Annotated in this window: 24 protein-coding genes; 6 read left to right on the top strand and 18 right to left on the bottom strand. The window is 45.5% G+C overall.

What is annotated here, in order from left to right; genetic code table 11:
* Positions 1-21: 21 nt before the first annotated feature.
* Entirely contained in the window at positions 22-933 is a 912-nt protein-coding gene (locus WH96_RS04545; protein ID WP_047762953.1) for a LysR family transcriptional regulator, read from the bottom strand.
* Between the two features lie 187 nt (positions 934-1,120).
* Between WH96_RS04545 and WH96_RS04540 the strand changes: the two genes are divergently transcribed.
* On the top strand, positions 1,121-1,546 hold the full coding sequence (locus tag WH96_RS04540) for a VOC family protein (protein WP_047762952.1): 426 nt from the start codon (positions 1,121-1,123) through the stop codon (positions 1,544-1,546).
* Positions 1,547-1,611: 65 nt separating this feature from the next.
* On the top strand, positions 1,612-2,016 hold the full coding sequence (locus WH96_RS04535) for a nuclear transport factor 2 family protein (protein ID WP_082130333.1): 405 nt from the start codon (positions 1,612-1,614) through the stop codon (positions 2,014-2,016).
* 184 nt (positions 2,017-2,200) lie between these two features.
* On the opposite strand, the gene WH96_RS04530 is transcribed toward WH96_RS04535, so the two are convergent.
* The gene (locus WH96_RS04530) at positions 2,201-2,494 is read right to left on the bottom strand and encodes an antibiotic biosynthesis monooxygenase family protein (protein WP_156176696.1); all 294 of its coding nucleotides are present in this window, start codon (positions 2,492-2,494) and stop codon (positions 2,201-2,203) included.
* 194 nt (positions 2,495-2,688) lie between these two features.
* Here WH96_RS04530 and WH96_RS04525 point away from each other — a divergent pair, with 194 nt between their 5' ends.
* Positions 2,689-3,525 carry a substrate-binding periplasmic protein gene (locus WH96_RS04525; protein ID WP_047762950.1) on the top strand — a complete coding sequence of 279 codons (837 nt, stop codon included), beginning with the start codon at positions 2,689-2,691 and terminating at the stop codon, positions 3,523-3,525.
* Between the two features lie 92 nt (positions 3,526-3,617).
* Here the strand turns inward: WH96_RS04525 and WH96_RS04520 are convergent, their stop codons facing one another.
* The 7 genes from WH96_RS04520 to WH96_RS04490 form a co-directional block, all read right to left on the bottom strand.
* Positions 3,618-4,193 carry an HD domain-containing protein gene (locus tag WH96_RS04520; protein ID WP_047762949.1) on the bottom strand — a complete coding sequence of 192 codons (576 nt, stop codon included), beginning with the start codon at positions 4,191-4,193 and terminating at the stop codon, positions 3,618-3,620.
* A 24-nt stretch (positions 4,194-4,217) separates the two neighbouring features.
* Entirely contained in the window at positions 4,218-4,826 is a 609-nt protein-coding gene (locus tag WH96_RS04515) for a DNA-3-methyladenine glycosylase I (RefSeq protein WP_047762948.1), read from the bottom strand.
* 11 nt (positions 4,827-4,837) lie between these two features.
* Positions 4,838-5,125: a YciI family protein gene (locus tag WH96_RS04510; protein ID WP_047762947.1), complete on the bottom strand. Its 288-nt coding sequence runs from the start codon at positions 5,123-5,125 to the stop codon at positions 4,838-4,840.
* 120 nt (positions 5,126-5,245) lie between these two features.
* On the bottom strand, positions 5,246-5,818 hold the full coding sequence (locus WH96_RS04505) for a TetR/AcrR family transcriptional regulator (RefSeq protein WP_047762946.1): 573 nt from the start codon (positions 5,816-5,818) through the stop codon (positions 5,246-5,248).
* A 198-nt stretch (positions 5,819-6,016) separates the two neighbouring features.
* Positions 6,017-6,466 (bottom strand): bleomycin resistance protein, encoded by a 450-nt coding sequence (locus tag WH96_RS04500; RefSeq protein ID WP_047762945.1) that lies wholly within the window; start codon positions 6,464-6,466, stop codon positions 6,017-6,019.
* Positions 6,467-6,729: 263 nt separating this feature from the next.
* Positions 6,730-7,032: a hypothetical protein gene (locus tag WH96_RS04495; protein ID WP_156176695.1), complete on the bottom strand. Its 303-nt coding sequence runs from the start codon at positions 7,030-7,032 to the stop codon at positions 6,730-6,732.
* Positions 7,033-7,380: 348 nt separating this feature from the next.
* Positions 7,381-8,211 (bottom strand): MipA/OmpV family protein, encoded by an 831-nt coding sequence (locus WH96_RS04490; protein ID WP_047762943.1) that lies wholly within the window; start codon positions 8,209-8,211, stop codon positions 7,381-7,383.
* A gap of 87 nt (positions 8,212-8,298) precedes the next feature.
* Here WH96_RS04490 and WH96_RS04485 point away from each other — a divergent pair, with 87 nt between their 5' ends.
* Positions 8,299-8,958, top strand: coding sequence for a response regulator (locus tag WH96_RS04485; protein WP_047762942.1), 660 nt, complete (start codon positions 8,299-8,301; stop codon positions 8,956-8,958).
* Positions 8,959-9,004: 46 nt separating this feature from the next.
* A complete protein-coding gene (locus tag WH96_RS04480; protein ID WP_156176694.1) occupies positions 9,005-10,441 on the top strand; it encodes a sensor histidine kinase in 1,437 nt (478 codons plus the stop codon).
* Positions 10,442-10,461: 20 nt separating this feature from the next.
* Here WH96_RS04480 and WH96_RS04475 read toward each other — a convergent pair whose 3' ends face one another.
* The 3 genes from WH96_RS04475 to ggt form a co-directional block, all read right to left on the bottom strand.
* Positions 10,462-10,902: a YeeE/YedE family protein gene (locus WH96_RS04475; protein ID WP_047762940.1), complete on the bottom strand. Its 441-nt coding sequence runs from the start codon at positions 10,900-10,902 to the stop codon at positions 10,462-10,464.
* Position 10,903: 1 nt separating this feature from the next.
* Positions 10,904-11,329, bottom strand: coding sequence for a YeeE/YedE family protein (locus WH96_RS04470; RefSeq protein ID WP_047762939.1), 426 nt, complete (start codon positions 11,327-11,329; stop codon positions 10,904-10,906).
* Positions 11,330-11,538: 209 nt separating this feature from the next.
* Positions 11,539-13,320 carry a gamma-glutamyltransferase gene (gene ggt / locus WH96_RS04465; protein WP_245629439.1) on the bottom strand — a complete coding sequence of 594 codons (1,782 nt, stop codon included), beginning with the start codon at positions 13,318-13,320 and terminating at the stop codon, positions 11,539-11,541.
* A 421-nt stretch (positions 13,321-13,741) separates the two neighbouring features.
* On the opposite strand from ggt, the gene WH96_RS04460 reads away from it, so the two are divergent.
* The gene (locus WH96_RS04460) at positions 13,742-14,677 is read left to right on the top strand and encodes a LysR family transcriptional regulator (RefSeq protein WP_047762938.1); all 936 of its coding nucleotides are present in this window, start codon (positions 13,742-13,744) and stop codon (positions 14,675-14,677) included.
* 12 nt (positions 14,678-14,689) lie between these two features.
* On the opposite strand, the gene WH96_RS04455 is transcribed toward WH96_RS04460, so the two are convergent.
* From WH96_RS04455 to WH96_RS04430, 6 genes are all read right to left on the bottom strand, one after another.
* Positions 14,690-16,318 carry an amidohydrolase gene (locus WH96_RS04455; protein WP_053005680.1) on the bottom strand — a complete coding sequence of 543 codons (1,629 nt, stop codon included), beginning with the start codon at positions 16,316-16,318 and terminating at the stop codon, positions 14,690-14,692.
* Position 16,319: 1 nt separating this feature from the next.
* Positions 16,320-17,303, bottom strand: a complete 984-nt coding sequence (locus tag WH96_RS04450; protein ID WP_047762937.1) for an oligopeptide/dipeptide ABC transporter ATP-binding protein — start codon at positions 17,301-17,303, stop codon at positions 16,320-16,322.
* Positions 17,300-18,307 (bottom strand): ABC transporter ATP-binding protein, encoded by a 1,008-nt coding sequence (locus tag WH96_RS04445; protein WP_047762936.1) that lies wholly within the window; start codon positions 18,305-18,307, stop codon positions 17,300-17,302. The genes WH96_RS04450 and WH96_RS04445 overlap by 4 nt, the downstream gene beginning before the upstream one ends.
* Positions 18,307-19,182, bottom strand: a complete 876-nt coding sequence (locus WH96_RS04440) for an ABC transporter permease (protein ID WP_204248119.1) — start codon at positions 19,180-19,182, stop codon at positions 18,307-18,309. Before WH96_RS04440 ends, WH96_RS04445 begins: the two co-directional genes overlap by 1 nt.
* Before the next feature lie 10 nt (positions 19,183-19,192).
* Positions 19,193-20,137, bottom strand: a complete 945-nt coding sequence (locus WH96_RS04435) for an ABC transporter permease (protein WP_047762934.1) — start codon at positions 20,135-20,137, stop codon at positions 19,193-19,195.
* A 106-nt stretch (positions 20,138-20,243) separates the two neighbouring features.
* A complete protein-coding gene (locus WH96_RS04430) occupies positions 20,244-21,812 on the bottom strand; it encodes an ABC transporter substrate-binding protein (protein WP_047762933.1) in 1,569 nt (522 codons plus the stop codon).
* Positions 21,813-21,939: the final 127 nt, after the last annotated feature.

Here is a 21,939-nt window from a genome sequence, read left to right as displayed (position 1 = left end):
CATGATATAGATTAAGCCAATTTATCTATATTCCCAATAGGGCTGATCACCACCAAGCTTCTCAACGAGGAAATCAACAAAGACCCTGACTTTAGCAGGAAGATGCCGACGCTCGGGAAAGACAGCATATATTGTCTGGCTGGGTAATTTATAATCAACCAAAAGAGGCACCAATCGCCCTGCTGATATTTCTTCTCCGGCTATAAAGGTGGGCAGACGCGCGATACCTATACCTGCAACAATGGCTTCACGAAGAGCTTCGGAATTATTGACCTGATAGTTTCCCTTTGTTTCCAGGCTGACCGTTTCTCCATTAGCCTGCTCAAACTGCCAAGTATGAATTGTACTGGCATAGGCATACTGCAGACAATTATGATCACGTAAATTTTCTGGCTTTTGCGGGGTGCCGTGCTTTTCAAGATAACGCGGTGCAGCACACAAAAGATTGTGACAAGGGGCAAGTTTTCTGGCGATTAACGCACTGTCTTCCAGTGTACGCACCCGGATCGCAAGGTCAAAACCGCCTTCCACCATATCAACAACACGATCATCCATGACCATATCAATCTCAACCCCAGGGTAGGCAGACAGGAATTCAGGGATAAGAGGTGCAACATGCAAACGACCAAAAGACATTGGCGTATTTATACGCAATCTGCCTTGTGGAGCCCCCTGTAATTGAGTGACCGCATCTTCTGCATCCTGCGCCGCCGCCAGCGATTGAATTGCATGCGCGAGATACTGCTCACCCGCCTCGCTCAAACTTAGTTTACGCGTTGAGCGATGTAAAAGCTGAACCCCTAAGTGGGTTTCGAGTTGAGAAATCCGCTTACTGATCGCCGATTTTGTGACACCTATCCGACGGGCAGCCCCTGCGAAACTACCCTCTTCGACCACAGCAACGAATACTGGGATTACATTCATACTTTCCATAGGAGCTTCCTGACAGCAATAATTTTGTCAACTTTTTCTCACCAATCCGTTTCCATATACACCTATTAAAACACAAAAGGAAACACCTTACCTTTAATCCAGACACAACGATAATTGTCTTTTCTTGCAACCAGATGCTGCAAAAAAGACGAACTTTATACAGTTCAGGAATTGAAAGGAAAGTTCCATGGTCCGTTTTGAACATGCCAATTTGGTTGTCACCGATTTAGCGGCAACTTTAGATTTCATCCAAACCGCCTTTCCCAAGTGGATCGTTCGCGGTCAGGGCGAAATGCAATGGAGAGGAAAGCCACGTCGCTGGTTACATGTCGGGGATGACACCACTTACATTACCCTGAATGACAACGGGGACGGCGAAAACCGCGAACTTGCCGGGCACAAACCCGGTCTCGCACACTTGGGATTTGAAGTTAATGATGTGGACGACATTATTAATCGCCTTCAGGCCAAGGGATTTGAAATCGACATTCAGGGCGTTGAACACCCTTTTCGTAAAACGGTTTATTTTGTTGATCCCGAAGGTTTCCAGTTTGAATTCATCCAGTATTACAGTGATGACCCTGCCGAACGGAACCTATACGACACGCCATAAGAGACACAATCAGATCAATCTCGACCAGAAATTAATCACGCAACTAATCACAATGAGAAATAATAATGCCAAACCTTGCTTATAAAACGCCTGTATCACACCCAGAAAATACTTCGTCAGATGCAAAGAGTTTGATCGCAGCACTATACAATGCTGTGGATGGAAAAAATACATCAGACCTTGGGGAATTCCTGGCAGACGATCTTCGTTTTCAGCTTGGAAACTTTGATGAGGTCAGAGGCAAAGATGCCGTTCTGGAAACTAACGAAGCTTTCTTTCAAATCATTGATCGCATGACACACCGAATTGACGGCACCTGGGCGCAGGGCGATGATATTATTTGCAAGGGCGAAGTACATTATAAACGACTGGACCAAAGTGAACTTTCCTTGCCCTTTGCAACGGTTTTGCGGATGAAATCGGGTCTTATTCAGGACTATCAGATTTATGTTGATGTCACGCCACTCTAATTCTTGACAGTATTGCTCTGCCTAGAAAACGATCTCTCAGATAATAGATTTCTGATAGATAATACGATAGAGAGTCCGTTTTTTTGGCTGGCTCTCTATTATTTTCCCTCGCATCGTTGATCCGTCATACCACGAGACGTTCCCGGCGTAATCTAGTTCCAGTCAGAGCCAATCAAAGCCTTAATCAGTCAAAAGATTGATAATGATGTAACCAGCAATCAACGATGAACTTTTCCATTCCTGGCGGAATATGCGCCTCGTTCCATTTTTTTCCTGCAAATCCTTTCAAAGCGGCTTCGCTGGACCAAGTTGAGATCATCACATACTCATCCGGTGCCCATACTGTCGGCTTTCCGATTGTTACCGATACAAACCCTTTGGCCTTTTGTACTGCATCGATGGATTTCACCCGATAAAGTGCTTCGAATTCTTCTCGTAATTCCGGTTTGATTTGCACCCTGAATATACGTGTGATCATATTACTGCCCTTAACTTCACGCTCTAAAATTTCTGTCTGTAAAGCCACTTTAATTTATAACATGGCAAACAATCAAACGCCTGTTCCCGTCAAGTCCTTATGATTGGCTTATTCGGGTTCGCCTATAGTTTTTTAATTACTTATCTGATAGCATTAATACAGTACCTTTAAGCGGGGGCAGAAAGGGGGCTGAAATGAACCATAAAATGTCTTTGGTATTGGCTGCCAACCTAGCCATTGTCGTAAGCCTTCTTATCATTTTATTCCAAACAACAGCCTGGGCAGAAGAACGGCCCTTTGTTCTCTGCACAGAGAACCAAAGCTACCCTCCTTATTTTATGGGAGAGCAAAATACCTTCCCTCAAAAAAACCCCGGTATACTTGTTGAGATCATTGACGCCTCTCTAAAAAAGACAGGATTTTCTGTAGAATTCATTCGCCGTCCCTGGAAGCGCTGTCTCAAGCTTATAGAACAAAATAAAGTTGATGGTATTTTTGCTTCTGTTCACCTGAAAGAACGCGAAATCATCGGGCGCTATCCCTATCTTCCCGTCAGGCTTAGCATCAGCAACAAGCCAGATCCTGATCGGCGTCTTCGACGCGTAACCTATAGTCTTTTCAAAAAAACGAACAGTGCTTTTGATTGGAACGGAGAGAAATTCAGTAACCTCAAACACTCCATCGGTGCACCTGCCGGGTATGTGGTTGTCAAAAAATTAAAAGAAGATCACAGCGTAATGGCAAACACCCGCCACTTGCCAGCAAAAGGCTTGCAACATGTCGCGGACGGGCGTCTGGATGCCTATATTGTCGAAAGCACAATAGGCAGAAGCCTTGTAAAAAAGCTCGGCTTAGAGAGCAAATTAACCGAAATAAAACAACCCTTTGCCAGTTACAACTGGTACATGATGATCAGTCATAAATTTTACAATACCAATCCCCAAATCGCCGATAAAATCTGGACGACACTCGGTCAATACAGGCAACAAAATATCCAACGACTGATAAAACACTACAATAGCGTACTATGACACCCACAAGTGGCATATCTGTAAATGGGATACCTGTTGGCAAAATTGGTTTAGTCGGGGTTAGTTTAGTTGGGATTGGTCGTTAATCTTTTTCAGATTTTATTTCTGCGCGATAATTGCTCTGTATCCTGATCAATCAACCTGCGGATAGTGCGGGTGTTTTTATCAAAATCAGTCTGCTTTTTGCCATAGGTCAGATTAAACCTGTAATCAAAATCTTCAGGATTTTGACCCTGTGTATGCTGAAGAACAGTTTCTAGCTTATCCAGTGCTTTCGCCAGCTGGGCTTCTTCTGATCGTCCCAGGTCATAGTCATCCCATAGCCCCATGATTTTAGTTTTCAGACCCGTGGGCAAAACAGATGTGACCTCATCAAGATCATTTCGCTCCTGAACATTTTTATTATGATCCACTGATTGATCAATCGCCGGGATATCACCATTAATTACCTCCCCCAGGTCATGAACAATACAAATCTTTAGAAGCTTTAGCATATCCAATTCCGGATACTCATCTTCGAGTAGCAACGCCATCAGACAAAGACGCCAAGTATGCTCTGCTGTACTTTCCTTGCGCCCAGAGGCCGTATAGCCGCTCCGCAAGGTCGATTTCAATGGTTCACTTGCTCGAAGAAAATCCAATAAAGCGGCGATGTCTTGTTTATTCATGAGAAAAGTCTTTAATTAACTCGATTATTCAGGACGCATAAAACGATCCCGTGCTTCGCGCACCTTGTCACGCATTATACAACCGTCAACATGATCGTTGATCAATCCCATTGCCTGCATCAGGGCGTACATCGTGGTTGGGCCGACAAACTTCCACCCCAGCTTTTTCAAATCTTTTGATAAGGCAACTGACGCCGGTGATGTTGACGCAGTTTGCGGTGCAGACAATTCTTCCTCTTTAGGCTCATACCGCCAGATAAAGGCTGCCAACGATCCCTCACACTTTACCAACTCCTGTGCGCGCTTGGCGTTATTAATAACAGCTTCGATCTTGCCCCGGTGGCGAATAATCCCTGCGTCCTGCAACAGGCGATCCCGATCTTCATCGGTGAAAAGCGCCACCTTGTTAAAATCAAAATTGTGAAATGCCGCGCGAAAGTTTTCACGCTTAGCCAGTATGGTGCGCCAGCTCAGGCCGGATTGAAAACCTTCCAGACAGAGCTTTTCAAACAGTCGGTGATCATCCCCGACCGGGAAGCCCCACTCATTGTCATGATAGTCGATAAATTCCGGGGCAGCATCACTCCATCGACAACGGATTTTTCCGTCTGGCCCCACAGTTGTTTCACTCATATTCTATCCTTTCAATCTAGAAGAAAGCTCAATCTGTCATCAGCTTTGGCCGGATCAATCTCCAGAATTTCAGCATTGACGACATTCTCCGCGACAAAAGGATCTTCCTCTACCCGCCTTTCCAACTCTTCCAAAGAAGAATTATGAGCAATAACCACTCCGCCAACCCCGGGTTTCAAACTGCCAACCATCAAAAAAACATCCTCATCAAACCCCTGTTTGATCCACGCCTTGTGTCCGTCCATAAACTGGCCCGCATTTTCTTTATTGGTTGAAAATCTTAGTAGCACGATAAACATCTGATTTTTCCTTGTGATAACAACTTCTGTTTAAAATCTTCGGAACTTATTTTCATTTTCCGAATTGTACTTGCGCCTGTTCAGTTCACCACCAACAGATCCTGTGCCTGATCATCAGCATTATTCTTTAGGCATATAAGCATTGAGCCAGTCGCACATCTGTGCAACTTCCTGATCAATGAATTTCGCATCGTGAAAAGCACTTGCCAAAGTCGCAACCCCTTGAGATCTGGCAAGCAAATGCATCGCCAGATCATCCGCATCTTTTGAACGACCGAGCAAAATAAATTGTTCCTCCAACCAAGTGCGGAAAAGAGTGAACAGAGCATTTGCCTCTTCCCTTGAGGCATGGTTCAACTTTGCCAGTTCAGTTGTCAGGGTGCCAACGGGGCACCCATAATTCAGAATTTTATCCCGATTGGTAATCAAAATTCGGATAAAGCATTCGATGCGACCCTGCGGCGTTGATCCGTCCAGTTCCCACTGGGCCAGCATCTTGCGGGTCTTATCCATACGCGCACTGATCACAGCGTCGAGAATATCGTCCTTGGTTTTGAAGTGGTAATAGAAATTACCGCGCGAAATCTGCACAGCATCGGATATATCCGTAAAGGATGTGTGCTCATACCCCTGTTGATAAAATAGCTGATCCGCTGCTTCAACAATATGGTCTCGCGTTTTTTGTTTCTTCATTTCTGAGTATCAATTTCAAAGTTAGGACAAGCGTCTTAATTAATATTAGGACACGCATCCTAAAAAATCAACATCTAAAACATTTACCTCAAAAGATAAAATGATCTCTAGCTCTAACCACTTTCAACAAAAACTAAAAAAGGGAGCAAATGCCCCCTTTTCTACAACAATCGTTTAACGCATCATGCTCTGCCATGTTCAGGATTCCGACAGACTGTCGACAACATCCCTGTCGCCAAGGCTTGTGAAAAATCGCAACAGATATCCATCCGGATCCTGGACAAGAAATTCACGGTTCCCCACTTTACTTTCACCCGCCCGATACCATTGGTCTTCCATTGGCCGGAACAAAGGCCACCTCAGGCGTTTTAAGCGATCATGAATGGCATGAACATCAGCGACCTCAATCATGAAATTCACACCACGTCCATAGGGCTTTGTTGCTCTAGCAGTCCACCAATCCCCCTCATCACTGCTGATTTCCGGGGTTTCATCCAGCATCATTTCGACCCCGCCCATTTCTAGATAAGCGAAACGATTTTCTGGTCGGTCATAAAGAACTCTAAAGCCAATAATGTTCACATAAAAATCAAGGCTTACTTCCAAATCAGAACAGAGTAATTCAGGCACCAGTTTTGGACGTGACATGTTCAATCTTCTTTTAAAACTCCGAGATAGAAATTACATTTCTATAAAGCCGTTAAATAGCACAAAAATATAAGCCAGCGAGAAAAGATGATCCAGGATCAAATGATAGCTTGGTAATGTGATATTAATCAGCACGACCCCTTCAACGAAGCTACCAGATGCATACATAACGAAAACAAAAACCGGATCTCGCTAACAGAGCTCCGGCTTGTTTATCCCAATAAATGGTACGATTAATCTTAACCTAAACAAAACACTTCACTTTACATAATGATGTCTTTTTGACTTTCCGTAATAACGATGGTGTTTGCGCTTATGATGCGACTTGGAATAGTGGCGTGAAAAATGATGCCTATTTCTTTTGTATTTAAAATGTCTGTGCGAATGATTTGGTTGATAATGCCTTTTACCACCAGATTTTGAATGAATGCCGTATGGCTTCTTTTTATAGTGATGATGTCTGCTGGCTGAATAGTGCTTGTTATAGTGATGAGCTTTCTTATGCGTTTTATGATGCTGACCATAATACGAATGTTGGCGATGTGGCTTGCGATATCCATAGCCAATAATTACTTGCCCTGATTTTTTAAAGGCAACATTAGAGCGCGAGGATTCTCCTGAATACCCAGACAGAGAATAGCTGGAATTACCCGTATCCTGAAAGGCATAAGCTGCCTTTAACGGCAGCACACCCAAAAGGACACTTGCAAAAACACGAATGGTGAAACTTCTGATCAGGTTTGAACGATATATCAACATAAGATACTCTCCTAACGGTGAATACCTTACATAAGCTTTCTGATTATAAACTACCCATCACATTCAATTTACAGGTTTGTTAACTGTTAACCTGTCAATCATTCCAAGACAAACCTTGTTATAAAAAATCGAGCCTAAGAAAAGGCTCGATTATATCACCAACGATAAACGAGGCCCAGCATACTACTAAATTGGTTGGCAGATCCTTCATCATCAACGATTGGACTGTCCGCCGCATCCCCCAACAATCGGGAGTATCCCCCAGTGGCAAGAACAGAGACATTTTCAGTAAGGGCATAGGAAAAACTGGCATTCAGGCCAACATCTTTTATACCGCTCTCTGCATTATAAACCGCATAATTATTACGAGAGGCTGCGGCTTGAGCTCCACTGATCCCAAAAGTATTTTCCATGTAATTATCATCAGCCCAAGTAATTGAAGGACCAAAGGAAAAGCGTCCCTTGTTCTCTAACACCATCATCCGATAATCAGCAGCCAATGTCGCTCGGGTACCTTCTCGATCTCCCGTTAGATCACTCGCCAACTCTGCAGAAAACTCAACGGGTCCGTACTCATAAGCAAGCGCTCCGACAGCCACCGCGCCCACATCCAGATCCCCAAGCCCTTCCAGTGCATCGTTATCGTTATCATTTTCATCACGACCAAATTCATATCGAACACCACCTCTGACAGAGAAATCATCCCAAATCTCATGTTGAAGGTAAAGCCCTGGGCCGCCATCCCGGGTAGTCAAGACAATAGTATCTTTCCAAGCGGCATGAACATACGGCAGTCCCATCAACTCATAATCATCTGATCCTTCATAATCCGGAGAGAAGCCTCCAACAGCACCGAGTTCTAAATCCCAGACATCTGAATTAGTAGGGATCGTCACTTCGTCCGAAAGGGCAGAATTTACAGTAAAAAGGGCAGCCGTCATCATCCCCAAAACCAAGGGAAATGAACGTGATTTATGTACTTTCATATTCTTTAAACTCGTGTTTAATAACAGGGTAAAGACACATTAGACTCTGAATATGAAGTGAACCTGAAAACGACCTGAACCTTCGATATGCGTATATTAATCTACGAAGATGACCCTGCCATTGGTGATGGCTTGAAACGCCGGCTTCAGCAAGAAGGCTATACCGTTGACTGGCTGGAAGAAGGTATATCCTTGAGCTCAGCAGAAGAATATGATGATTTCACAGTCATTATTCTCGATCTAGGTCTTCCCGGCGAAGATGGCATGACAATTCTTGAAAATTTGCGCCATCTCGGAGCCAACACACCTGTGCTTATTCTCACAGCGCGGGATAGCATCACAGACAGGGTTAAAGGTCTGGATGCCAATGCAGATGACTATCTGACCAAACCTTTTGTTATGGAAGAGCTTCTTGCCCGGGTTCGTGCGCTTTCCAGAAGAAAAACAGCCAAGGCACAGAAAACTGTTATCTATGGTGATATTGAAATAGATATTTCCGGTATGACTGTTCGCAAGGGAACAGAAGTTATCGAATTCACGCCAAAAATTTTCAACCTACTACTCACGCTTGTCAATAATAGTGGTCGGGTGCTTACACGTGCCGAGCTGGGTGAGAAACTCTATGGCTGGGACGGTGATGCCGAAAGCAACACGCTCGAAGTTTATATTTCCCAAATTCGCCGCAGGCTCGGTTCTGACATAATTAAAACTGTTCGGGGCATTGGGTATATGTCGCCTAAAAAGTAAGTATTAACATAAGACATGATTGCGAAATAAACAGGAGCTCGAAAAGGTGCCCACATTATCCATAAGGGATGTACTTTACCGCCGATTGTCGATTTATTTAGCGACAGGTTGGATTATCGCTACAGTCCTCATTGGCTTTGCCAGTTCACAATACTTCAACGAAGCTCAACGTGGTCAAATCACACATCTCGCTCATCGGATCCTCGCCTTTGAAAGTGCCTACAACAAAACTGAAAATTCAATAAAACAAACCCATAGCCAGCTAACCCAAACAACTAGTGACATTGGTATTGCAGACTATTTTATTGTTATCATTAAAAACGGACAAATACACTATACGACGATAAACCTTGCCGACGATGAACTGTTGGCTTTACCAATGGAAGGTCAGTTAAAATATCAAGCTAAAAACCATCCTTGGGGGGTAATTGATAATAACTGGGCTCTATACGGTGTTTATAATCAAGAACAGAACATAAAGGTAATTGTTGGCACTTGGCAGGGAGAAGTCTTTCTCGGAATTTTAATCACAACAGCCTTTGTCTTTTCAATCGGTTTGATTGTTGGGGTTATTTCTCTGCTTGTTGCACGTCGTACTGTTAAACAGGTTGTCGAGCCAATGGAACATGCGGCAACAATCGTTCGTGCGCGAAAACATAATCAGCTTTCACCAATAGAATTGGGAAGTGATTTATATGAAATAAGAGAAATAGAAGATGCTTTGAACAACCTCATTGCGCGAATGGATCAAACAATTCGGCGAGAGCAAAACTTTATCGCCAACGCAGCACATGAATTACGCACGCCATTAACCGCTGTGCGAACACAAGCCGAAGCCATCAACCCCAAAACCATTCCCGAGGAAGTGAAAAAACAAATTAGCGGTATGCTCGCCGCAACCGAAAGAGCCACAAGGTTGATATCACAACTATTACAGTTGGCACGGTCAGAAAGTGTTACTCTTCGGGCAAACGAAGGTGAACTCACTGACTTAGTTGATTTTACGCGAACAGTAATATCAGATTTTGTGCCCCGAATTTACGAAGGCGGCGGTGAAATTGAACTGATCTCACCCGACAATTTAAACCAGACAATCAATCGTGCCCTAATCCACAGTCTACTAGGTAACTTGATAGAGAATGCTATAAAATATTCCGGAAAATATGTCAGTAAGGATGCAAGTGACGATACCAAGGCAAACATCTCTAAACTCATATCAGTAGAGCTAGGGCATACAGAACAAGGTAAAGTATTCATCAGTGTCGAAGATAATGGTGACGGAATGAGTAAAAGCGATTTTAAAGCCAGCTTTGCTAAGTTTGATCGCCTTGGAAAAAAGTCAGGCTCTGGCGCTGGTTTGGGGCTTTCTATCGTAAAACAGATAGCCCAACGCCAGAACTTGATACTTGATCAACAGCCAGCAACTCGGTTAGGCGGCCATAAGATTGTTGTTATTTTTAATTCACCAAGCGGCATCAAATAAAGCGAGCAAAAGTAAGTAAACTAACTATGGCCAAGGCATTGCTTCACAAATTTAAAACCAAAGATACCGACGCTCATTGAAAACAAAAATACATAAATTTCGGTTGATCCTATTGTAAGTGCTGTGAGCGCAGGTCCCGGACAAAGACCGGTTATTCCCCATCCAAGACCAAACAAAACAGAACCTATAACAAGCTTGCTATCAATTTGTTTTTTCACAGGCAATAAAAAATCAGGTGATAAAACGGGGCGCTTTCGGAAAAATATCAACCTGTATCCAATCCCCGTGGTGATAAGGGCACCGCCCATCACAAATGCCAAGCTGGGATCCCAATCACCGGCGACATCCAGAAAAGCCAATATCTTTGCAGGATTTACCATCCCGGATACAATTAATCCCAGGCCAAAAACTACCCCCACGATCAAAGCCACAAAGCTCTGTTTTATGATTTTCCTAAACATATTAAGCTCCCCAAACATGACGAACAAAGAAAACGGTCAAGGCTGCTGTACTCATAAAAATCAACGTTGCCACGATGGAACGAATAGAGAAACGGGATATGCCACACACACCATGCCCGCTAGTACAGCCGCTTCCCAGTTGAGTACCAATCCCGACTAGTACGCCACCAAGAGCAAGAAACGGCCATGAAACAGAGAAGGTAATTTCCGGTATTTGACCGACAAGAACACGATAGAAGAAAGGCGCAATGACAAGTCCGACGAGGAAGGCTATACGCCACAAAGTATCATTCGAATTGAAAGGAAAAACACCGCCTAGGATACCACTAATTCCGGCAATCCTGCCATTGAACAACATCAACCCGATCGCAGCAATACCAATTAATATACCACCCCCCAAGGCCGGGATCAGTGAAAAAATATCCATAGGGCTTTCCCAGTATAATTAAACGTATGATTTAAACGACCATACGACTAATACTCTATTTTAAACAGGGAAACAGCTTACAAAAATGACGCACCCATAGCCTCCCTCTCTCAGCTAAAACAAGACCATAAACACGATTGGCTTTGTGATCATCAGTCATCAACGACAAACAGCCACAAAGCCAATTCAATTTCATCAATCGGTGTTAATCAGTCCCCCATAACCGTCCCTTCACGGCGGGTGTCTGCGCCGCCCACAAGCTCTCCGTCAAAGATCTGGATTGCATGAAGGCCGGAATTAAGATCACGAACATTGATCTCGTGACCTTTGGCTTCTAACGCAGGGATCATGGCAACGGCATCCGTGCCTTCTTCGACATCTGTAGCGCCATTGCGGTTAACGATATGGGGCTGGCTAATCGCAACCTGTGGGTCCATGCCAAAGTCCAAAATACCAATAATGGATTGGGCCACATAGTTAATAATCCGCGATCCGCCGGGTGATCCGATTGCAAGAACAGGTTTACCGTCTTTTAGAACAATGGTTGGTGCCATGGATGATCTTGGGCGCTTTCCACCTTCAACACGGTTGGCAATCGGTTTGCCGTCTTCTTCCGGGGCACGAGAGAAATCCGTCAATTCGTTATTCAGCAAGAACCCGTTACTCATGACACGAGACCCAAAACCGGTTTCAATGGTTGTGGTCATGGAAATGACATTACCCTCGGCATCCACAATCGAAAAGTGGCTGGTTCCCGGGCGTTCCAGTTGCGTATCCGGCGCATAGCGGCTTGCTTCTTTCCACGGCGGCGTCCCTGCATCTGCCTTGCCCATGGTTTTTGCCGGATCAATCAATCCTGCACGTTCCTTCAGATAGGTCTGGTCCAATAGGCCTTCAGGCATCTTCACAAAATCACTGTCAGCCATGTAAAGCCCACGGTCAGCATAGGCCAGCTTGGCCGCTTCCAGATAAAGGTGGGTACTCTCTGCGCCCGCCCCCATTGCCGGAAGATCATAGTTGGACAGAACGGACAGAATTTGCCCAACCGTCAAGGCACCAGATGAAGGCGGGCCCATGCCGCAGACTTCATACCCACGATAAGGCGCACAGGCAGGCTTGCGTTCGACAACTTCATAGGCTTTCATATCTTCCAGTGTCAGAATGCCGCTGTTTTCCTCGGTCTTCACGGCCTCGACAATGTCTTTGGCAATTTGTCCTTCGTAGAAGACTTTGGAGCCTTCTTTCTGGATCATTGCAAGGGCTGCGGCAAATTCAGGGTTACGTAATAATGTGCCCTGTTTTAGGGGCTCGCCGTTCTTGTCAAAAAAGTAAGCCCGTGTATGGGGCATGGCTTCCAGCTTGCGTTTACCTACGGCATTAGCAATGGAATTGGCCATGCGATGGGAAACCTGAAACCCGCCCTGTGCCAGTGCACGGGTTGGTTCGATCAGCTCAGCCCAATCCTGAGTACCATAACGCTGATGCACGGTTTCAATCAGCTTAAGCGTGCCCGGCACCCCGACGGATCGACCACCGACAACCGCATCAAACCAACCAACAGGCTGACCATCAGCACCCAACCAATAGTCTGGCGTAGCTGCCATTGGTGCTTTTTCGCGACCATCAAAGGTTGTCAGGCTTTTGTCTTTGGCATCCCAATAAACCATAAAGGCACCGCCACCAATGCCAGAGCTTTGCGGCTCGACAAGGTTAAGCATCAACTGCACAGCAACAGCCGCATCCGCAGCCGTTCCGCCGCGTTCCAACACTTCATAGCCTGCCTGGGTTGCGATTGGATTGGCCGATGCCACCATAAATTTTTTGGATTTTACCGCCTGCTTTTCAACAACCGCATGGGTCGCTTCCGGCTGTACAGCTTCCTGAGCCATAGCCGTGTTGCCAAGAATGACGGATGCACCCAAAATGGAGGATGCGTAGAGGGGTAAGGAGGTCGCAAAGGCCAAAAATGGCTTTTTCGAAATCATGGACATAAAACTATTCCCTGTCTTTATGTTACTTTCGATCTTTAACATTTCCCGCCCAGTATTGATCAGTGCTTCACAGTACCGGATAGTTATTTGGATAGTCTATTGAAGTGAGTGGAGAGAAATTGATTGATAGATTTTATTTATGAACTCTACACTTCACATCAACACGTAAATACAAAACCTATTCACAAAACATACAGAATATCTTTTATCGGTATTACATTCACGCTGGGGTTAACGGCTAAAGAGTTATAAGATTGCCATCAACCTTATAAAAAAATACTATGAACCTATAGGTAGTTTTAATAGCATAGCCCGTTATGAATTTATTTGGCAACGAGACAAACAAAATTGACACATATTCACTCTGCTATCCGCCCGAATATGGCAGTCAAACAGAAAAACCCCATGGCAAAACATAAAGATGGTAAAACATAAAGACAGCAAGCTCGCCCATTTGAAATCACTCGAAGCTTTTGCTGTAGTGATGGAAAGTGGCAGTATTACAAAAGCGGCAAATGAACTTGGCGTCACCCAACCTTCTGTAAGCCAGCACATCCAGCGGCTCGAAAATATCTTTGAAACCGATCTTTTCATTCGCCGAAACGGCAGAGTCTTCCCAACCGAACGCGCAAAAATCCTGTTCGAAGATGTAGAAGAATTGCTGTCAGGCGTCGATAAAACATTCAGTAAATGGCGGCGCGGACAAACCCGCGAAGTCAGCCAACTGCGTATCTGCGCTTCTTTTTCCAACTGTTCTCTGGTCTTGCCTCATCTACTGACAAAACTACCCCGACAAAACAGTATGCATTTTCAGGTCACCTCTGCCTCGGTAGAGGAATCAATTACTGCTCTGATTGACAATCGTGCTGATGTTGCTTTTCAGACCAAGCCTTTGGATCACAGCAGTATTGAAAACAACCTTTTTATTGCGGCCAGACAAGTCTGTGTTCTACCCAAAAATCACCCGCTGGCTAAGAAGGAAATTATTTCTGCCACCGACCTCGACCAGCAAAAAATGATCTCGGTCTCCAAAGGCGATCCTTGCTATCAGGAACATAGAGATATTCTGCGTCGTCACGGATTGAAAATTCAGAACCTGTTGGAAACGCCCTATTCAACCCTCGCCATGCAGATGGCCGAAGAATTCAATGCTCTTTACATCGGTAACATCCTGATTGCAGAGCTTTTTTGTCAGAAAAATCCAGGCCTCGTCTGGCGAGAAATTGACGAGTTCGACCAAAAAACCAACTTCTATTTTGCCGTTTCACCCTGGCTCAAAAATTCCGACACCGAACAAGAACTCGCCCATTCAATTCAAGATGCCTTTGCAGATTTATCGACAAAACTTATGTTGTAAGAGAAAACTCTTTTAAACAGTCTTTTTCCAAACGCTTTTCCCTCTGCGTATCGTTTCCACTACACTAAGTTTATCCAGATGGTCCGCATTGGCGATAGGATCATCAGTCAAAATTGCAAGGTCGGCCAACTTTCCGGGTTCGATTGAACCACGTTCTTTTTCCTGAAATACCTGCCAGGCTGCATCAATAGTATGGGCCCGCAAGGCACTTATGGCTGAAATTCGCTGATCTCCCCCAAGGACGCGCCCCGATGATGTTTGACGATTTACGGCACAGTGCATCAAATGTAGAGGACGCGTAGGTGTCACAGATGCATCATTATGGATCGTATAACGCACACCCGCCCGTTCAGCGGATCCCGCCGGAGAAATTCTATTGGCACGGTCAGGCCCCAGAAAATCAGTGTAGTGCTTATCGCCCCAGAAATAGATATGTGCACTGAAAAAGCTGACGGTTACACCAAGTTTTTTCATGCGCGCCAATTGATCGTCCCGTAAAACTTGCCCATGAATAAGGGTGTGCCGATGATCGCCCCTCGGATTATCTTCTAAAGCAGCTTCCAAGGCATCCAGTAACATATCACTGCCCGCGTCACCGTTGGAATGAGTGTGAATCTGATATCCCATATCATGCAATTTTTTGATTTCTGAAAAAAGAACATCCCGCTCTACATAGGGCAGCCCACAATCAGGTTCGCCACCATCCTGTGCCGTAAAAAACGGTTCGGTTAGATAGGCCGTTCTCATTTGAAATGATCCGTCGGTAAAGAGTTTTCGCGGCCCAAGCTTCACGTGCGGATTATCTGGCCAACGAGCACCTAAACCGCTCGTAGAAAATGCAGGTTCAATTTCGGCAATCGGTAAAACCACAAGATCAATACCGGGATCACCATCTGCGGCAACTTCAGCAAACATTTCCAGCAAGGCTGTTGGCGCCCAGGCATTCTGCGCCAAAGTAACGCCATAGCTAAGGTATTCATCACGACAGGTATTAAAGCCTTCGCGAAAACGCTCAGAGTTGATCAGGAAATGCGTATCTCCCATGTCACCCATTGCAGAAATTCCCTCGATCTGGCCATTAAGCCTGCCAGCCCTATCCCGAAGAAAGCGCCCACCCAGAATATCCTGTATATCCTCGTTAATTCCTTGAAGTTCCAGAGCCATTGAGTTTGCGGTCCCACAATGTCCCGATGCATGAATAACCCAGATTGGATGTTCTGTGGAAATTGCATCCAGTTCATCTTTGTAAGGCATGCGCCCTTCTGACAATGACGTATGATCCAAGGCAGCGCCCATCACCCACTCGCCTTTGGGTGTTTGGGTAACCTTTTCCGCAATCAATCGAAAAGCATCCTTCAGACATACGCACTGCCCCCGAGGAGGCGAAGCGAGATCCACCCGAAACAAATCAATAAAACCGGGATCAGGGAAATGTCCATGAGGATCAATAAACGCCGGGATCAGCGTTTTACCCTCGAGATCATTTTTCTCTGAATCAGATGGCATTCTTTCCAACACATAGGTCAAATCACCAACGGCAATAATACGGTCGCCGGTAATGCCGACAGCCTCAACAACACTGTTGTGATCATCAACGGTCTGTATGTGACCGTTCATAAATATCTTATTTACATTACGCATATTAATTACCTGAGTTTTCCCAAATTTTAGGCGTGTGACAGCGATGAAAACTGCCACTTTCGGCTTTTGTCCATTTGGGAATGTCGGTTGAACAAGAAGAATGTACAAAGGGGCAGCGATTATGAAACTCACAGCCTGTTGGGCGTCGCAAAATACTTGGCGGCTCACCATTTAATTCTACCCGCATTAGCTTTGCATCCGGATCAGGTTCCGGATTTGCCGCTAATAACGCCAACGTATAGGGGTGCTGAGGATTAGCGAAGACTTCTTCCGTTGGCCCTTCTTCAACGAGCTTCCCCAGATACATAATCCCGACCTTATCAGTAATATGCCGCACAACATTCAGGTTATGGGTGATGATCATAATCGCCAGCCCCAATTCATCTTGAAGACGAGCCAGTAGATTGAGCATTTCCCCTTGGATAGATACATCCAATCCTGCTGTTGGTTCATCTGCAATAAGCAGTTTAGGCTCTAATGCCAAAGCCCTTGCAACCCCGACCCGCCGAGCCTGCCCACCCGAAATTTGATAGGGATAGCGATTGGCAAATTCAGCGGGCAAACCAACCATTTTTAATAATCGATTTGCCTCTGCATCCAGGTCTTTGCCTTTCATACCCTGAATACGAAAAGGCTCTGTGATCAGTGCCCTAATATTCAAACGTGGGCTAAGGCTACCAATCGGATCTTGAAACATCATAACAATTTCACTGCGCAGAGGACGAAATTCAGCTTCGGGAAGGCCTCTTAGTTCCTGATCTCCATAACGAATTGAACCTTCACTGGCATGATGCAATCCAGCAACTGCCTGTGCCAATGTTGTTTTACCAGATCCACTTTCGCCAACAATGCCATAGGTTTTTCCTGCCTCAATTGACAGACTGACACCCGAGACAGCATCAATACTCAATCTGCTTCCGAACAGGCTTTTGTTTCGGACACCGAACCTGACAAAAACATCTTCGACTTCCAGAAGAGTACTCATCCTCTTGCCTCCTTATGGTCTGAGTCATCAGCATTTTTATTGTTTAAGTGACAAGCGACGGAATGCTGTTCATTTACAGCTTCAAACAGAGGTCTTTTGACCTGACATTGCGGAACTTTCCTGGAACAGCGATCTTGAAAAATACATCCGGCGGGCACATCGACTAAATCAGGAATTTCACCGGGAATAGTTGGTAAATTACGGGTTTTTTCCTTAATATGGCCGGGATCGCATTTCAAGAGAGCTGCTGTATAGGGATGAGCAGGGCTATGAAAGACATCTCTGACAGATCCCTGTTCGACCACTTCACCCGCATACATCACAACAACTTCATCACATAGCTCGGCAATTACGCCAAGATGGTGCGAAATAAACAAGATGGAACACCCGATTTCTTCCTGGAGCTCTTCGAGGCGTTTAATAATTTGCACTTCAAGCGTGGCATCCAGAGCTGTTGTCGGTTCATCAGCAATCAAAAGATCAGGTTTAGCCATCAAAGCCATCGCAATAGCAATCCGCTGGCGCATACCCCCGGAAAATTCATAAGGATACTGGTTAAGTCGTGCCTGCGCATCAGGAATACCAACCAGTGACAACATCTCTGCCGCTCGTTGACGTTTTTTTGATTTTGATAGCTTGTCCCGATACTGGATATCAATCATCTGCTGACCAATGGTCAGAACCGGGTTGTGGGTTTGCATCGGGTCCTGAAAAACCATGGAAATATCGATGCCACGCAAGGCGCGCATTTCCCGCTCTTTAAAATCAAGCAAGTTACTATTATGAAACAAGATCTCACCAGAATGAACAGTCGCATTATTTGCCATTAGCCGGATGATTGCCGAGATAAGGGTTGATTTTCCGCAGCCGCTTTCCCCAACAATGCCAACAATTTTTTTCTGTCCGATCGCCATGGAAACATTACGCAAGGCCTTTAGATCTCCACGGGGTGTCGAATAGGAAACGGAAAGATTTTTCACATCAAGAACGTTCGTATCTGGCATTATTTTGCACCTCCACGACCACGTAGTTTCGGATCAACAACATCCCGGAGTGCTTCACCCAAAAAGGTAAACCCGAGTGTAATCAGGATGAGTGGGATCCCCCCGGCGACAATCAACCAGGGTGTGTTGCGAATAAGGGAATAGCCATCATTTAACAAAGATCCCCACGATGGTGTCGGTGGCTTTACGCCCATCCCTAGAAAACTCAATCCGGCTTCCAGACCGACAACAGTTGGAATATCCATCGCCGCCAAAACGGCTAATGGTCCCAATACATTCGGCAGAATATGGACTGACATGATACGAAAGGTGGATGCACCAAGTGAGCGCTCTGCCATGATGAATTCACTGGTTTTAATAGACAGGGTCATGGTGCGAACAACGCGCCCATAGGTGGGAATTGACGTTGCCATAATCACAAAGATAACCGTGTTCAGGCTTGGCCCGACAAGCGCCACCACAGCAAGAGCAAACATAACGGTTGGGAAAGAGCGTACAGTATCAAAGAAAAGCAGGATTAGATTGTCCAGCCACTTTGGACCATATCCGGCTATCATTCCCAACACGAGACCAAGGAATAAAGCCCCGGCTATTGTCGGCAAGGCGACCTGCAAAGCCACTCTGCCACCGTATATGACCCGTGAAAAAGTGTCTCTTCCCAGTTGGTCTGTCCCTAACAGATGGACAAAACTGGGACCTTGAACACGGTCGGGAATATTCAAAGCAACGGGATCATAGGGTGCTATCAAAGGAGCGAATAACGCACTTCCGATAATAAGCATTACGATAATCAATCCGAGAAGCCCCAGTCGATCACGGATAAGATGGCGAAAAATTTCTACAATTTCTGAATTGTTTTTAGCGGGTTTATTCACAATATCCATCCTATCTTGCAGACCGTAGACGCGGATCGAGCAGCGCATTGATAATGTCAGCCAAGGTCGTAGAAGCGACGAAAATCAGAGTAGAAAACAGCACAGACCCCATAACCACGGGATAGTTGCGCGTGGTTATTGAATCGATCACCAACTTGCCAAGGCCCGGTCTGGAAAAGACAATTTCTGTAAAAACAGCCGCTGATAAGAGAAACCCCATACCAACACCAATGACGGTTACCGTAGGCAGGATGGCAAGCCGTAATGCATAGCGATAGGTAATCCATCGTTCCGGTAAGCCAAAGGCACGGGCTGTGCGCACATGACCTTCACCCATTATCTCAAGCATTGAGGCCCGGACCAACCTTGCAATGTACCCAACCCATGACAAACCAATCGCCAGACTAGGCAAAACGAGATGCCAGAGCTGATCGCCAAAATCACCGGGTTCTCCGGCGCCAATTGCCGGGAACCATTTCAAGGTTACGGCAAAAAACAAAAGCGAATACAGAGAAACCACAAATGCTGGCACCGCAATCATGCTGACTGAAAGAACTCCGGTTAAGCGATCACCAAAAGAATTACGGTTTGCTGCGGAATAACAGCCCAGCGCAATACCAATAATCGCCGACCAACCTATCGAGGTCAGAATAAGCGTCAGCGTATAGGGTACCTGCCCAAGAACAATATCCGTGACCTGGCGATTGGAGAAAACATCAATTCCCAAATCTCCCCTGAGCATATTGGCAAAAAACAACCCGATTTGAATCAACAGAGGTTCGTTAAGACCCATGCGTTCTTCAAGAGCCGCCCGTAATTCCGGGGATGCTTTAGGGCCCAGCATCGTACTGACGGGATCACCCGGAATCATATGAATAATTACGAAGAGCAACGACACTGCAAGCACTGTAATCACAAGCGCCAAGCCAGTTCGCCTTAAGATATAAGACAGCATTTCAACAGTCTTTCATGCCAGAGGTATTTCGAGGAAATTTAAAGCAACAATATCACCGCAAAAAAGTGGGCAGCGACAGAACCACCAGCCGCCGCCCTCAGGGAAACTATGCCTTACTGAAGTACCTGTAGAGCGGTAATCCATCCGGCCTTAGCGCTGGCGAGATTGTATTGCGATAAATATTTGGTGTTGCCTCGTGGGTAATGAACTTATAGGCCCCACTCTCTTCCATCAGATCCTGCGCACGTTGGTACATCTGATTGCGTTTGACCGGATCGCTTTCGGCTTGGGCATCAGTATGAATTTTATCAAACTCTTCACTGCCAAAACGTTCCCAGTTCCAAACTCCGGCTTGTTCTGTGATAAACCAGGATGTTGCATAGTAAGGATCTGGCGTCATTGAGAAACGATTCAGAATCAATTCGAGATCTTCGTTACCACCTAAATTCCAGAAGGTTGCCCCTTCGTGCAAACGCACCTCAAGCGAGATACCAATTGCAGCAAGGTTAGCCTGAATAATTTGCGCGGTGGTAACATTCGTTGACTTGTTCAGGATATCAATCGTCAACGAGACATTACTCTCACCAGACTCATCCATCAGTTTTTGCGCCATTTCGAGGTTCGCAGCAATCCCCGTTAAAGACTGATCGCGATGCCCGGAAAGGCCGGGTGCAATAATGCCCGTTGATGGTGCCGCCCCGCCAAAATAGGATGCCTGCATAATAGACGGAACATCAATTGCGTATTGAATTGCCTGGCGAAGCTTCAAATTACCCAACTTCGGATTGCTCAGGTTCATTCCAACCCAGACATAAAACAGTGACGGGAATTCCGCGACTGTCGTGTTTTCTGGTGGGGATGATTTTAACCTGTCCAGTGAATCAAGGCTTACACGTGTGAAATCAATTGAATTTGCTTCATACGCGATTTCGGATGCTTTTTCATCATCAATTGGGTAGATCTGAATTTCATCAAAAGCAGCCGGATCACCTTTCCAATCTGGATTACGAACCAGCGTTGTTTTCTGTTTTGGCACCCAGGACTTGTGCATATAAGGTCCCGACGTTGCCACTGGCGTGGTATCGATTTTACCACCGACAGATTCAAATGCCTTTTTAGAGACAATGTTACCAGCAATATAGGGAAGTGTGATGCTCCACAAAGGCTGGAAAGCATTCTTCAGCACGATAGTTCCTGTGCGCTCACCTGTGACTTCAACGTGATCCAGCGCGCTCCAGTCAGGTTTGTTCGATGATTCCAGTTTATCATCTATAATTCGCTCAAATGAATATTTCACATCTTCAGCGGTCATGGCACCAAAGCCATTCGTGAAACCAATATTGTCTTTCAGCGTAAAATTGATATGCGTACCGTCAACCTGTTCAATACTCTCGGCTGCATCCAGCTGCCAGCCCCATTCACTTCCAGACTTGTATTGAATGAGCTTGTTATAGATCGGCGCTTGAATCTCTTCATCAGGAACACCTTGTGAAAAAGCCGGATCCAACGATCGCATGTCCGCGTAAGCTCTGGTTTTTAAAACTGCACCATCAGCAAACGCATTGCCAGAAAAGCCAAGACCAGTTGCACCTGCTAAACCAAGCATTGATGCACCTTGTAAAAAGCTCCTGCGACCTACAGGTATTTTTGTCCACTCAATATTTGTTTTTTTCATTTTTCTTTCCTCCCAGGGGATAGCTGTCCTTTAGCGGATATTGATATCTGCGCGCGTTCGGAAAGATGCCCGCAGTTTTCATCCCTCGAAGAAAAGACTGACCTGTTAGAAAATGGATTACAATTTC

This window comes from Kiloniella spongiae (genome assembly GCF_001026905.1).
Classification (GTDB): Bacteria; Pseudomonadota; Alphaproteobacteria; order Kiloniellales; family Kiloniellaceae; genus Kiloniella; species Kiloniella spongiae.
Note: the sequence above shows the minus strand (reverse complement) of the source record. Positions and strands in the feature narration are given on the sequence as shown.